The sequence below is a fragment of the Leclercia sp. LSNIH3 genome, from assembly GCF_002935105.1.
GTDB classification, from domain to species: domain Bacteria; phylum Pseudomonadota; class Gammaproteobacteria; order Enterobacterales; family Enterobacteriaceae; genus Enterobacter; species Enterobacter adecarboxylatus.
This window is the reverse complement of the sequence record NZ_CP026387.1, coordinates 1,440,637-1,453,567: the sequence shown is the minus strand read 5'-3', so window position 1 is coordinate 1,453,567 and position 12,931 is coordinate 1,440,637. Positions and strand designations below refer to the sequence as shown.

Annotated in this window: 12 protein-coding genes; 6 read left to right on the top strand and 6 right to left on the bottom strand. The window is 57.9% G+C overall.

Annotated elements, in window-relative coordinates; translation table 11 throughout:
- Positions 1 to 29: 29 nt before the first annotated feature.
- Positions 30 to 1,412, bottom strand: a complete 1,383-nt coding sequence (locus tag C3F35_RS07045; protein ID WP_077227826.1) for an MFS transporter — start codon at positions 1,410 to 1,412, stop codon at positions 30 to 32.
- Positions 1,413 to 1,682: 270 nt separating this feature from the next.
- A complete protein-coding gene (gene yddG / locus C3F35_RS07040) occupies positions 1,683 to 2,594 on the bottom strand; it encodes an aromatic amino acid DMT transporter YddG (RefSeq protein WP_103791802.1) in 912 nt (303 codons plus the stop codon).
- Between the two features lie 396 nt (positions 2,595 to 2,990).
- Here yddG and C3F35_RS07035 point away from each other — a divergent pair, with 396 nt between their 5' ends.
- The 5 genes from C3F35_RS07035 to C3F35_RS07015 all read left to right on the top strand — a co-directional run bounded on the left by C3F35_RS07035 (position 2,991) and on the right by C3F35_RS07015 (position 8,054).
- Entirely contained in the window at positions 2,991 to 3,887 is an 897-nt protein-coding gene (locus C3F35_RS07035) for a dihydrodipicolinate synthase family protein (RefSeq protein ID WP_144883453.1), read from the top strand.
- A gap of 9 nt (positions 3,888 to 3,896) precedes the next feature.
- Positions 3,897 to 5,399, top strand: a complete 1,503-nt coding sequence (locus C3F35_RS07030; RefSeq protein ID WP_103791803.1) for an aldehyde dehydrogenase — start codon at positions 3,897 to 3,899, stop codon at positions 5,397 to 5,399.
- Positions 5,374 to 5,682, top strand: coding sequence for a hypothetical protein (locus tag C3F35_RS07025; RefSeq protein ID WP_223263924.1), 309 nt, complete (start codon positions 5,374 to 5,376; stop codon positions 5,680 to 5,682). Before C3F35_RS07030 ends, C3F35_RS07025 begins: the two co-directional genes overlap by 26 nt.
- Positions 5,683 to 5,777: 95 nt before the next feature.
- Entirely contained in the window at positions 5,778 to 6,479 is a 702-nt protein-coding gene (locus tag C3F35_RS07020; RefSeq protein ID WP_032616732.1) for a GntR family transcriptional regulator, read from the top strand.
- Between the two features lie 255 nt (positions 6,480 to 6,734).
- Positions 6,735 to 8,054 (top strand): NAD(P)/FAD-dependent oxidoreductase, encoded by a 1,320-nt coding sequence (locus tag C3F35_RS07015; RefSeq protein WP_077227025.1) that lies wholly within the window; start codon positions 6,735 to 6,737, stop codon positions 8,052 to 8,054.
- 77 nt (positions 8,055 to 8,131) lie between these two features.
- Here C3F35_RS07015 and C3F35_RS07010 read toward each other — a convergent pair whose 3' ends face one another.
- From C3F35_RS07010 to C3F35_RS27240, 4 genes are all read right to left on the bottom strand, one after another.
- Positions 8,132 to 8,482 (bottom strand): DUF1294 domain-containing protein, encoded by a 351-nt coding sequence (locus C3F35_RS07010; RefSeq protein WP_103791804.1) that lies wholly within the window; start codon positions 8,480 to 8,482, stop codon positions 8,132 to 8,134.
- Between the two features lie 46 nt (positions 8,483 to 8,528).
- Positions 8,529 to 10,313: a diguanylate cyclase gene (locus tag C3F35_RS07005; protein ID WP_103791805.1), complete on the bottom strand. Its 1,785-nt coding sequence runs from the start codon at positions 10,311 to 10,313 to the stop codon at positions 8,529 to 8,531.
- 53 nt (positions 10,314 to 10,366) lie between these two features.
- Entirely contained in the window at positions 10,367 to 11,476 is a 1,110-nt protein-coding gene (locus C3F35_RS07000) for an AI-2E family transporter (protein ID WP_032616736.1), read from the bottom strand.
- Between the two features lie 61 nt (positions 11,477 to 11,537).
- Entirely contained in the window at positions 11,538 to 11,666 is a 129-nt protein-coding gene (locus C3F35_RS27240; RefSeq protein ID WP_327062012.1) for a hypothetical protein, read from the bottom strand.
- An 80-nt stretch (positions 11,667 to 11,746) separates the two neighbouring features.
- Between C3F35_RS27240 and C3F35_RS06995 the strand changes: the two genes are divergently transcribed.
- A complete protein-coding gene (locus C3F35_RS06995; RefSeq protein WP_103791806.1) occupies positions 11,747 to 12,925 on the top strand; it encodes a multidrug effflux MFS transporter in 1,179 nt (392 codons plus the stop codon).
- The last annotated feature ends 6 nt before the right edge of the window (positions 12,926 to 12,931 follow it).

Genomic DNA, 12,931 nt, shown 5'->3' with positions numbered 1-12,931 from the left:
GGGCCGCGATGCGGCCCTTTTTATCCAGGTTACAGCAGATGACGCTTCGCCATCGGTCCCGGCATACTCGCTTTTTGTGACGGGGTGTCATCCAGCGAGGCTGCATCGGCAAGGCTGCGGGCGTTGGTTTCCGGTGCCAGCCACCAGGAGACGGCCAGGCCCACAAAGGTGATTGCCGCGGCGATATACATGGTGGTGCCGATCCCCAGGCTCTGCAATGAGACGGGCACCAGCCAGGTACCGACGGCAGCCCCAATACGCGACAGCGACGTTCCCACACCCACGGCACAGGCGCGGATCTCCGTCGGGAAAATCTCGTTCGGGTAGACCAGCTGGAGCACCTGCGCCCCGCCGATAAACAGTGCGTAAGCACCAAACATCAGCAGAATGATCATGGATGGCCCGTCACGCAGCAGACCGAGCAGCAGCAGCGCCAGCCCCGACCAGAGGAAACTTTGCAGCAGCAGCTTGCGGCGTCCCAGGGTATTCACCAGGCGCGTAGCGATAATGCAGCCGACCACGAACAGCAGGGTGATGGCTACCGAACCGTACGACGCCCACTTCCCGCTCAGGTGGAGCGCATCCAGCACTTTCGGGGCAAAGGCATAGACCGCGAAGACCGGGATCACCGAGCAGGTCCAGAAGATGGTCACGAACGCCATGCGTTTGCCATAACCCGAGTGCAGCAGGTTGGAGAAGGAGAGGTTTTTGCTTTCCGCCTGCTCCGGCAGATTGTCCAGGCCAAAGTCCGGGCCATATACCCGGCGAATGATCGCTTCGGCTTCGGCGTGACGGCCTTTGCTCATCAGCCAGCGCGGGGATTCCGGAGTGCCCATACGCACCAGGAACAGCAGCGCGCCGATCACTGCGGTGCTGGCCAGCGTCAGACGCCAGGCATCCGGGCCGCCAAAGTGCAGCAGCGCTTCACCGATCATATAGGCCGCGGCGGCACCGGCAAACCACAGGATGGTGAGGGTGGCCAGGCAAGGACCGCGGTTTTTCTTCGGCAGAAACTCCACCAGGAAGGCGGTCGCCACCGGGTACTCAATGCCCACCGCCACGCCGTTTAAAAAGCGCAGGGCAAACAGCATCTCGCCGCTCTGCACCCAGTACTGCGCCACGGAGCAGATCACAAACAGCGTCGGGCCAACGAAATAGAGCATCCGTCTGCCCAGCCGGTCGGTGAGGGCGCCGCCGATAAAGCCGCCAAAGAAGATGCCGATCAGCGCAGAGGCAGCGATCAGCCCCTCCCAGAAGGCGGTTAACCCCAGCGCCGGAGAGATTTTCATCATGGCGATGCCGATAATGCTCAGTACATAGCCATCGACGAAGGAGCCGCCACCGGAGCGAATGGTCAGCAGGCGGTGAAAGCGGTTAAGTGGTACGTCTTCAACAGAAACGGTATTTGACATGGTAACTCCTGTCTTTCTCCGGCATCGTTAAATTAATGGCTTACGGGCAGGCGGTAATAAACATAAATAGCGATGGATGTTTATTAAAGCCGAGCGAGGCCGCTTTCCATTAATCAAGCGATTACGGAATAAATATAGGTCTAAGAAGATTCAAGCGTTAAATAATAGCGTGCGTTATTTCGCGTAATTCATGGCAAATACTCCTCCGCTGCAGGATGGTCGGATAAGATGTTAGTTATATTTATTATGGTGTTACTGTGTTTATTATTTTTAAGACGTTTCGTCAGATAAACGTTTTACGGCAACCGTGCGCGTTGACCACCAGCAGATAAGCGAGCCGAGGCTGACCATCGCCGTTCCTTGCCAGAAAGCCAGCGTCAGGTGCGAATCCAGCATAAACGCCGCCAGCACTGCCGAGATGATCGGAATAAAGTACGACGCCGCCGCCAGCACCGTGACGTTGCCGTGCAGGATCCCCACATTCCAGGCAGCATAGCCAAAGCCCATCGCCATCGCCGCCAGCAGCAGGCTGATCCACGCGTGCCACGACAGAACAAATTCCGGCTGGGGCGAGGTGAAATATTTCACCCACAGCGTCAGCGCCGTTAAGATAAAGAACAATGTAATTCCGTTATTTCCCCGGGCGATACGTTGAGTGACCACGCAATATATGGCCCAGATCACCGCTCCGCTGAATGCCAGCCCGTAACTTAACGGATTATCCATAACGTTATTCATCATCTCTGTCAGCGAAAATCCCCCGTTGCCACCTAATACCCGGCCTATTCCGATGATGGCTAACACCACGCCGGGAATAATTAACGGGCTGGTTTTCTGCCGGTTAACGATCACCGCCAGTAAAATCGTCATGCTCGGCCAGAGGTAATTCACCATTCCCACTTCAATGGCCTGACGCCCGCTATGGGTAAAGCCCAGCGACAGGGACAGGCACAGCTCATAGCAGACGAACAGCACGCTGCCGATGATGAGATAACTCACCGGAAACTTCTGGATCTTCGGAAAGCCAATGGTAAACAGCAGCAACACCGCGCTACAGGTGTAAATCAACGCCGCCCCGCCCACCGGGCCAAAGCCTTCGCTCACGCTTTTGATCAGGCCGACAATCGCGCTCCACAGCAGGATGGCGATCAGGCCGATGAGTGTCGCTTTCTTATGGGACATACCCGGTACCTCTGTTTACATTCTGGTCACAACCCGGCGTTGCGGCGTGGTGTTTTGTTAAATTCTGGTTAACTACAGCATTAAAACTATGCCGCCGGAAAGGCGCTGTAAATACGTCTCAGAGGGTGATAATTCGGGAATGTGATCGCTATCGGAAATTATATAGAAAATTACTACAACGAAATAATGCATTTATTTTATTGATTTATATAAGTTATTTTTAACGAATGCGTAAAAATCTCCTGTTATTACGTATTTATGTTGTATTTTTCATGTATACAAAAAATATTCCTCCATTGACCTTTTACCTGCCCGTGTGCAAATTTTTAACAAACGCAGTCCATCAGGGTTGCGTAGCAGACTGTGATGGTCGTGAATTCCCCCCTGGAGGTTATCGTGTTGACATTTGAAGGTATCTACACCCCGGCAATTACCCCTTACGCAGCCGATGGCAGCATTGATTTTGCACGCTTTTCCGAGGTGCTGGAGTCGCTGATCGAGGCCCGCGTTCACGGCATCATCATTGGTGGCTCCACGGGCGAATATTACGCGCAGAGCCAGGAAGAGCGTAAAGCGCTGGTGGAACACGCCCGTCAGGTGATTGGCACCCGCCTGCCGCTGATCGTCGGCACGGGGGCCACCCGCACCGAAGACGCGGTGGACTACGCCAAACATGCGCGTGAGATCAAAGCCGATGCCATCCTGGTTACCTCGCCACCGTATGCCCTGCCGACCGAGCTGGAAAATGCCCATCACGCGCTGACCGTGGATAAAGCCGCCCAGCTGCCGATCATGCTCTACAACTACCCGGGCCGCATGGGGATCACCATGGGCGAGACCTACTTTCGCGAAGTGAGCCGCTCACCAAACGTGGTCGCCATTAAAGAGAGTTCCGGGGATTTCAACAACCTGCACCTGCTGGCCTGCAAGTTCCCGAACATCGCGCTCTCCTGCGGCTGGGACGATCAGGCGCTGGAGTTCTTCGCCTGGGGCGCGCAAAGCTGGGTCTGTGCTGGTTCTAACTTCATTCCACGCGAACACGTGGCGCTGTATGAAGCCTGCGTGGTGGAAAAAGATTTCGCCAAAGGCCGCAAAATCATGGCCGCCATGATGCCGCTGATGAACTTCCTCGACGGGGGCAAGTTTGTGCAATCTATCCGCTACGGCTGCGAGCTGAACGGTCTGACCTCCGGTACGGTGCGCGCGCCGTTGCAGGATCTCAATGAAGAAGAGAAAGCGCAGCTGAAAGCGGTGATCACTGATGTAAAACGCAACGTCGCTGCGGCGCTGTAAGGAGGCGATATGAGTCAGCTGCACACGCTGGACGACGTAACGGCCATCGCCCGGGATCTCTCCCTGGCGAGCAAGGCCTTTATTAACGGGCGCTTCGTCGCCGCGCAATCCGGGAAAACCCTGCCCACTACCAACCCGGCCACCGGGGAGACCCTTGGCCACATCGCTGCCTGCGACATCACCGATGTCAATGCCGCGGTGGAGGGAGCGCGCAGTGCGTTCGAGGCCGGGAGCTGGAGCAAGCAGGCACCGGGCGAACGCAAAGCGGTGCTGCTGAAACTGGCGGCGCTGATGGAGCAGGAGATCGACCAACTGGCGGTGCTGGAAAGCCTCGACAGCGGGAAACCGGTAAGCGAATGCCTGGCGGTGGACGTGCCGGAAACCATTCACGTCCTGAAGTGGCACGCAGAAGCCATCGATAAACTGTATGACCACACCGCCCCGGTCGGTAACGGCGCAATGGCGCTGGTCGTGCGCGAGCCGATTGGCGTGGTGGGGTGCGTTCTGCCCTGGAACTTCCCGCTGCTGATGCTGGCCTGGAAGATCGGCCCGGCACTGGCGGCTGGCTGCTCGGTCATCGTGAAACCGGCAGAGCAAACCTCGCTCACCGCGCTGCGGGTCGCCGACCTGGCCTTTGAGGCGGGCATCCCGGCGGGCGTGCTGAATATCGTCACCGGCACCGGTAAAGAGGTCGGGGAGCCGATTGGTCTGCACCCGGATATCGACATGGTGAGCTTTACCGGCTCCACGTCCACCGGACGACGCTTCCTGCACTATGCAGCCGAATCTAACCTCAAGAAGGTGGTGCTGGAGTGCGGCGGTAAAAACCCGGCCGTCGTCTTCGACGATGCGGGAGATCTGGCGACCGTGGCCGGACATGTGCTTAACGGCGCATTCTGGAACATGGGCGAGAACTGCTCTGCCACCTCGCGCCTGCTGGTGCAGGAAAGTGTTAAAGCGGCGCTGCTGGCCGAAATGGCAAAACAGATCGGCGACTGGCCGATGGGCAATCCTCTCGATCCGCGCAACCGGCTCGGCGCGATGGTCTCGACGGAACATTTCAGCAAGGTGAGCGGTTATCTCGATACGGCTCGCCAGGAAGGGCTGCGGATTGTGCAGGGGGGCGATACCGAGCAGGGTGCCTATGTTCAGCCAACCATTATCGACGGCGTGACGCCAGAGAGCGCACTGTTCCAGGAGGAGATCTTCGGCCCGGTGCTGTGCGTGACCACCTTCAACACCGAAGCCGAGGCCGTCGCCCTGGCGAACGATACACAGTACGGTCTGGTCGCATCGGTCTACACCGGCAAACTTAACCGGGCCATTCGGGTATCGCGCGCCATTCGTGCGGGTACGGTAACGGTGAACTGCTTCGGGGAAGGCGACGCCACCACGCCGTTTGGCGGCTACAAGCAGTCGGGGTTTGGCGGGCGCGATAAATCTGTCTTCGCCCTCGACCAGTACACCGAACTGAAGACCCTCTGGATTGATCTCTCTGAAGACGACGCCTGAAGCCGTGTTTAACGGTCTGGAAGAGAGAATTCATTTCTATTTCTGTCTTCTGGTGGCGGTTGGCCTGTCGAGAAAGCAGGGACGCATTTGCTCTAACCGGCAGAAAAATGCCTTTATTATGAAATGGCTAAAAAATGCCGGGCGGTTGAGGACGTTTCGCCACGTTGCCGGCAGTGAAATAGACTGGCTGCGTGGGGAGATCCTGCGTCATCCACCGGATCGGGATCCAGAGCCTGTCCTGAGGCTGATCTATCTGACTGCCAGTGAAATGCGCAGAACATGATTGCCGTGGCTGATAATTTTGCTGTTGCACATCTTTATCTGTAGGTTAAGCAACATCATAGTTAAGCATCACCGGTCGATTTTCAGGAGGCGTCAATGAGAACGGGAAAGGTAGCGCTGTACGAGGATCTCAAGCGACATATTCTGACCATGGAGTTGGATCCAGACGAGCTGCTGGATGAAGCCGCGCTGACCGCGCAGTACGGTCTGTCCCGTACGCCGGTGCGCGAAATCTTCCAGCGCCTGGCAGGAGAAGGGTATCTCGAAATTGTGGAAAAACGCGGCGTGCGGGTGATCCCGATGAGTCACTCGACGCTGCGCAATTTCTTCCTGGTGGCACCGATGATTTACGCCGCCACCGGACGCCTTGCCGTACAGCATTACAAGCCAGCGCAGTTAAAAGCGCTGAAAGAGACCCAAAAGCGCTTTCGCAAAGCGGTGCAAACCCGCGATGCCGAGGCGCTGGCGCTGGAGAACAACCGTTTTCACGAGATCATGGGCGAGATGGCGGCCAATCCCTATTTGCAGCCGAGCCTGGGGCGTTTGCTGATCGACCATTGTCGTATCGGACACACCTTCTTCCGGCCGCAAAACGAGGATATGGAGCGCCGCTTACAGCTGGCCGCCGATCATCACGATGCGTTTATCGTGGCCATTGAGGCACGTGACGAGCAGGCGGTCGTCGATCTGGTCTTTGAGCACTGGGAGCTGTCGCGGGAAAACATGGAAATTTTCATCGCTCCGCAGGGGCTAAAAGCTGACAATTTTGCGCCTTTCCAGGAGGGCGATAACCGCTAATCTTCTTGCCATAAGGCCTGCTGGCGACCGCTGACAGGCCCTCTTCTCCCATGCTGTTTTCTTCTCAGACGCCCCGCTGCGCCGGGCTTCGCACGCCTTTTTTATCATTCCGTTAACTATTTTTATACTTCATGTATACATGCGATATACATCACATATTCATTTACTCATGATGGCTAACATTGATCCCATATCAGTTGCCGGATCCTGCGGTGACGTGACGAGAACATAATCAGAGCTACCGGAGTAACCAACGTGCAAAAGATCACTTCTCTGCCTGCTGACGACGCCCTGCCGGGTTGGTATCACACCAGTCAACCGCGTACCCCACGTCCTGCCCACGTGGGGCAAAAACATGCCCGCTGGGCGATCGTCGGTGCCGGGTTAACCGGGCTGGCGGCGGCCCGTCAGCTGGCGCTAAATTTTCCGAATGATGAAGTGGTGCTGATTGAAGCGCAGGACGTGGGTTTCGGATCCTCCGGGCGCAACGCCGGTTTTGCCATTGATGTGCCGCACGATATCGGGGCCAAGGACTATATCGGTGACGTCACCACCGCCAATTTGATCCTCAAACTCAACACCCTCGGGCAGAACTACCTGCGCGGGATCGTGAAAGAGCACGGTATCGCGTGCCAGATGACCGAATCCGGCAAATACCAGGCCGCAGTGGGGGAGAAGGGGGTCGCGATTCTGGAGGCCTACCGCAGCGGGCTGGAGAAAATTGGCCGCCACGCAGAGATGATTCCCGGAAAGGATCTGCCGGACCATATCGGCACCTCTTACTACCAGCAGGCGCTCTACATTCCGGGCACCATTCTGCTCCAGCCGTCGGCGCTGGTGAAAGGCCTGGCGGACAACCTGCCGTCTAACGTGACGCTGTATGAAAATACCCCCATCACCTCCATCGACTATGGCGACAAAGTGACGCTGGTGCATGCTCAGGGCACCATTACCGCCGACACGCTGATTCTGGCGAATAACGCCTTTGCCGCCCATTTTGGTTTTCTGCGCGGGCGCCTGCTGCCAACCTTCCTCTATGGCAGCCTGACTCGCCCTCTGACTGCTGAAGAGCAGGCGCAGCTCGGCGGCAAGCCGGTATGGGGCGTTATTCCGGCGCACCCGTTTGGCAGCACCGTGCGCCGCACGGTCGATAACCGCATCCTGATGCGTAACAGCTTTAGCTTCCATCCCGATGGCCGCCCACGGGAAAAGCAGCTGAAGCACAATATTGAAACCCACCGTAAATCGTTCGAGCGTCGCTTCCCGATGCTGAGTAAGGTCGATTTCGAATACTCCTGGAGCGGGGCCATCTGCCTGTCGGACAACCACGAGGGCTTCTTTGGTCAGCTGGCACCGAACGTCTATGGCGCGCTGTGCTGTAATGGTCTGGGAATTACCCGCGGCACCGCCACCGGCAAACTGCTGGCGGATATGATCGCCGGAGAGCGCAACGAGCTGATCGATTTTCTGGTGGCATCGCCAGGCCCGAACAGAACTCCGCCGGAGCCGTTCCTGTCGATGGGGGTGAATTCGGTGTTGAAATGGGGCCAGTTCCGCGCCGGGCTGGAGGTGTAACGACATCATGCCCTTTTCCGTGAGGGAGAGGGCCGGAGTAAGGGATTACTCTACTGTGGGCCTGGCCATGCTTGCCATCATAAGTGGCTGTCAATCAGGGGCCAAAATCGCCAGGCCGCCAGCAGCAGCACGACGTTAAGTATCACCGTGATCATAAAGTAGGTTTTAAACGGCTGTTTCTGGGTTTTATGCCGAAAGAGCTGCTGGCCGAGGATCGCTCCCGGCCATCCACCCACCACACCAAAGATCAGCAGTGTCGCCTCAGGGACCCGCCGCCAGGCCTTGCGGGCCGCCAGCTTGTCAGCGCCATAGATAACCAGCGTCAGTGTGCTGACCAGCACAAACCACATCGCCAAAGGGTACGGCAGCAGGGCGCTGCCCGCAGCGGTAAAGGCCAGAAGAACGTAACAGAAGTAATTAAGATTCATAAGGCGGCAACGGCATAAGGGAAGGAGAGGGGGCAATGATAGCCCCTCACTCCGCCTCAAGCATCCCGAAACTGACAATCCTTGAGCGCCCCAGCTCCTTCGCCCGGTACAGCGCCACATCCGCGGCGCGCAGCAGGTTGTCGCTTTGGGCGTGCTGCGGGTAGCTGGCAATGCCGATGGAAACATCCACCGTGCCAATCTCCGTTAACTCATACCGCAGCGCCAGGCTGCGCACGTTGGTCTGGATTTCGGAGGCGCAGGCAAACGCCGCCGCGTCATCTGCGCCCGGCAGCAGGATCAGGAACTCTTCCCCGCCATAGCGGAACGGCATTCCCTTGTCGCCTACCGCACGCTGCACCACCGTCGCGACGCTTTTAATCACCAGATCTCCCGCATCATGACCAAACTTGTCATTAATGGCTTTGAAGTGGTCGATATCGATCATCAGGCAACTGACCGGCTGACCGGTGTGCTGCGCCTGGCCGAGCTGCGTGCGCAGGGCGTCATCCAGATGATGGCGGTTGCGCAGATTGGTCAGCGGATCGAATAACGCTTTCTCCAGCAGGGCATCGCGCAGGCGCTGGTTAGCCAGCGCCAGGCCAAGGGCTTCGGCCATCAGTTCCAGATAGGCGCGGGACGGTGCCCGTTCCCGGGTGACATTCTGGAATGAGAGCAGGCCGATGGTCTCGCCCTGGGCAATCAGCGGTACGCAGAGCGAATGGTCGGCGCAAGCGTCTGGCAGGTGATAGCAGGTGATGTCCGGCTCGCCGGTCACGGGCGGATGGCTCTGCCCGCGGCGCACCGCCCAGCACTGGTCGGGGTGGAAGGGTTCGGCTTCGCCTTGCGGGTCGAGCCATTCGGCGGCACAGTGCATCTGCCACGGCTCCCGCTCCAGCAGCCAGAGCCGTCCTGGGACGCCAGGGGCAATGCCGGGCGCGAACAGCCGGGCCACGTTCAGGACATCCTCGACGGACTCGCAGCCCTGTAGCCGCTGGGTCATTCGCGCCAGCAGTTCCCGGATCGCCCAGTCGGCATCGCGCTCCTGTTCCAGCCGTTGCCGCACCAGACCGTTTTCGCGAAAGATACGGATCGCCTGCGCCATGTCGCCAATCTCATCGATCTGGCGGTAGTCTGGTGCTTCCACCGCATAATCCTGCGAGGCCAGCCGGTTGACCACATCGCTCAGGCGCACCACCGGGCGCAGCACCCGGCGTTTGAGGATAAAACCGAGAACAAACAAAAACATCAGCGCGGTCAGGCCGACCATCACTTCAGAGAGCGTCCGCAGCCCGCGCGATTTTACCGTGGCATCGTCAATGGCCGCGTCGGTACGTCTGTCGAGCATCTGACGAAAATGGTCGAGCTGATTCTGAACCTGCTCCAGTTCGCTCTCATAACGCTCGCCATAAATCAGCCCGATGGCCTGAGATTGCTGCCCGCCTTTCACACTCGCGATGGCGCTCTGCTGTTCATCCTGCAGGGCATCGGCCACGGTTAACCCTTCGTGCAGCAGCGCCAGCTCATCATCACTGGCACCCGCGTCCCGCAACTTTTGCAGGCGATGCTCGATTCTGACCATCGTTTCCGCTTTCTGACGGTACTGGTCGGCTACCGCAGGATCCTGTTTGATGACGTACAGCCGCGCAAGGTCGGAGAGCGCCCAGGCGTCGGCCTCCACCTCTTCGGTGAGCTGATCGAATACATAGCGCTGTTCAACGGCCTGCCGCTCAACCTTTTCGGCGTTGGAGGCCATCAACATGGCCACGCCGGAAGCGAGGGTCAGGCAGACGGTGGCGCCGTATGCCCAGTTAGTGATAGTCGCGATACGCACGGCGTATTCCTTTTAGGTCGCGATAGCGTCTGTAGGATGATAATGCTTGTTATTCATAAGTCTCGAGAATTTTTCCCCTCTTCGATAATCGCATCGTCAATCTCTTCGGCATTACCGGCATGATCGCGACCCGAGAGCAGATTCCAGGAGGCAATAAACAGCGCGGCGATGAGCGGGCCAATGACAAAGCCGTTGATGCCGTAAATCTCCATCCCGCCGAGGGTAGTGATCAGAATCAGGTAATCGGGCATTTTGGTGTCTTTCCCCACCAGCAGCGGACGCAGCAGGTTATCCACCAGCCCTACCACCAGCACAAAGAACCCGACAATAAACAGGCCCTGCCATAGCTGGTGGGTGGCGAAGAGGTAAATGGCCGCCGGGACCCAGACAATGGCCGAGCCGACCGCCGGGATCAGTGACAGAAACGCGATCAACGCGCCCCACAAAATGCTGCCGTTAATTCCGACGACCCAGAAGGCGATGCCGCCCAGCAAACCCTGCACTAACGCCACGACGGCGGTACCTTTTACCGTCGCTCTGGCGACGCCGGCAAATTTGGCAAACAGATGCTGTTTGGCGAAATTCGACAGCGGCAGGCTGTCGAGGATCTGGCGCATCAACCAGGGGCCATCTTTCAGCAGGAAAAACAGCAGATAGACCATGACGCCGAAGCTGATGGCGAAGCCAAAGGTCCCTTTACCAATCAGGAACGCGCTGCCGGCAAGGTATTGCCCGCCTCTTAACGCCGCCTCAGAGAGCTTCTGCTGGATCTGCGTGGCGGTATCCAGGTCGTGCTCGATCATCAGCGCGCGCACCCAGTCAGGCAGATGCGAGAACAGACTCGCGAACACCCCGGAAAACTGGGTGTCGTTCTGCTGCAGGCGCGTGTAAACAATATTGAGTTCAAAGGCCAGGGAGGAAAAGATCACCATCAGGGGAATAAAGACGATCAGGCAGATAAGCAGGACGCTCAACAGCGACGCCAGCCCGTTACGATCGCCCATCCGAATACGCAGTGTGTTTTTGACCGGGTAGAAAATCACCGCCAGGATCGCGGCCCACAGGATCGCCGAGAAGTAGGGCGACAGCACATCAAAAAACGCCCAGGTGACAATCAGGAGTATGAGAATGAAAAACCCTTTGGTCAGTCCGTTAAATCGCATTAGCTCATCCTTTATTAATGAAACACTACGACTATAGAGTGTTTTGCATGAATTAACATTCTCATGCTTTCGTACGGGACGATTGCCCGGCGACGATGCGCTCGCGCCGGCCTGGAGAAGCAGCCCTACGCACGCCGGGTATGACAATACCGCCACCCGGCAGCAGGCTGCACTCATGATCCACATTCATAACGACATCCCATTTTGCCGGGATTATTCATGAGAGTGATTCATGTAAGCTTACCGCCCAGTTAACCTGAAGCGATCCTCATGTCTAAAACCAAAACCACTGGCCTGCCGTTTGTGCTGATCCTGAGCGCCTTAATGGCCTTCACCTCGCTCTCCACCGATATCTATCTCCCTGCCATGCCAGTGATGGCGGCCGAGCTGCACGGCAATGTCGAGCTGACCATCACCGGTTTTCTCGTCGGCTTTGCCATTGCGCAGCTGATCTGGGGGCCGATCAGCGATCACTTTGGACGGCGCATACCCTTATTCATCGGGATGGTGCTGTTTATTATCGGCTCCGCCGGCTGTGCGCTGGCGACGGATATCAGCCATATCGTGTTCTGGCGCGTCTTCCAGGCGCTGGGGGCCTGTACCGGGCCGATGCTGGCCCGGGCGATGATCCGCGATCTGTTCAGCCGTACCCGCGCCGCGCAGATGCTCTCGACGCTGGTGATCGTCATGGCCATCGCCCCGATAGCCGGGCCGCTTATCGGTGGGCAGCTGATTAAAGTCAGTTCCTGGCACAGCATTTTCTGGCTGCTGGTGGTGATTGGCGCCTTGATGCTGGCCTCCCTGTACTGGCTGCCTGAAACCCTTGCGCCGGAAAAGCGCGCTAGAGCCTCGGTGGCAGGGGCGTTCAGAAATTATGCCGCGCTGCTGCGCAATCGTCCGTTTATGCAATTTACTCTCAGCCTGACCTGCTATTACGTGGCGGCGTATGCCTTTATCACCGGCTCGCCGTTTGTCTACATTCGCTATTTTGGCGTTGACCCGGCCTACTATGGCTGGCTGTTTGCGCTGAATATTGTCGGCGTGATGGGGATGAGCATGGTGAATCGCAGGCTGGTGAATCACTACCCCCTGGAGACGCTGCTTAGATACGCCTCTTGCGTGGCGGCCCTTGCGGCGGGCGTGATGGCGACCTGCGTCGGGTTACAGGTTGGTGGCATCGCGGCTATCGTCGGGCTGATCTTTGTCTTCTTCTCAATGAACGGCATTATCGCCGCCACCTCGACCGCCGCCGCGCTGGATGCGGTACCGGGCCATGCGGGAGCCGCCTCGGCGCTGATTGGCTCGCTGCAGTACGGCAGCGGGATCATCTCCTCACTGCTGCTGGCAACGATGAGCGACGGCACGCCCTGGACCATGGCGTGGATCATCGCGCTGTTTAGCGTTGCCAGCATGCTTCTGGCGCTGCGCACGCTCCCCAAAGTTGAGTAAGAAAAA

What these genes read in the sequence shown, in the direction of transcription:
- C3F35_RS07010 (WP_103791804.1), bottom strand. Translation starts at nt 8,482, where the DNA reads ATGAATCTTAATTACTTCTGTTACGTTCTTCTGGCCTTTACCGCTGCG.
- C3F35_RS27240 (WP_327062012.1), bottom strand. Translation starts at nt 11,666, where the DNA reads ATGAATGTGGATCATGAGTGCAGCCTGCTGCCGGGTGGCGGTATTGTC.
- C3F35_RS06995 (WP_103791806.1), top strand. Translation starts at nt 11,747, where the DNA reads ATGTCTAAAACCAAAACCACTGGCCTGCCGTTTGTGCTGATCCTGAGC.
- C3F35_RS07030 (WP_103791803.1), top strand. Translation starts at nt 3,897, where the DNA reads ATGAGTCAGCTGCACACGCTGGACGACGTAACGGCCATCGCCCGGGAT.
- C3F35_RS07020 (WP_032616732.1), top strand. Translation starts at nt 5,778, where the DNA reads ATGAGAACGGGAAAGGTAGCGCTGTACGAGGATCTCAAGCGACATATT.
- yddG (WP_103791802.1), bottom strand. Translation starts at nt 2,594, where the DNA reads ATGTCCCATAAGAAAGCGACACTCATCGGCCTGATCGCCATCCTGCTG.
- C3F35_RS07045 (WP_077227826.1), bottom strand. Translation starts at nt 1,412, where the DNA reads ATGTCAAATACCGTTTCTGTTGAAGACGTACCACTTAACCGCTTTCAC.
- C3F35_RS07000 (WP_032616736.1), bottom strand. Translation starts at nt 11,476, where the DNA reads ATGCGATTTAACGGACTGACCAAAGGGTTTTTCATTCTCATACTCCTG.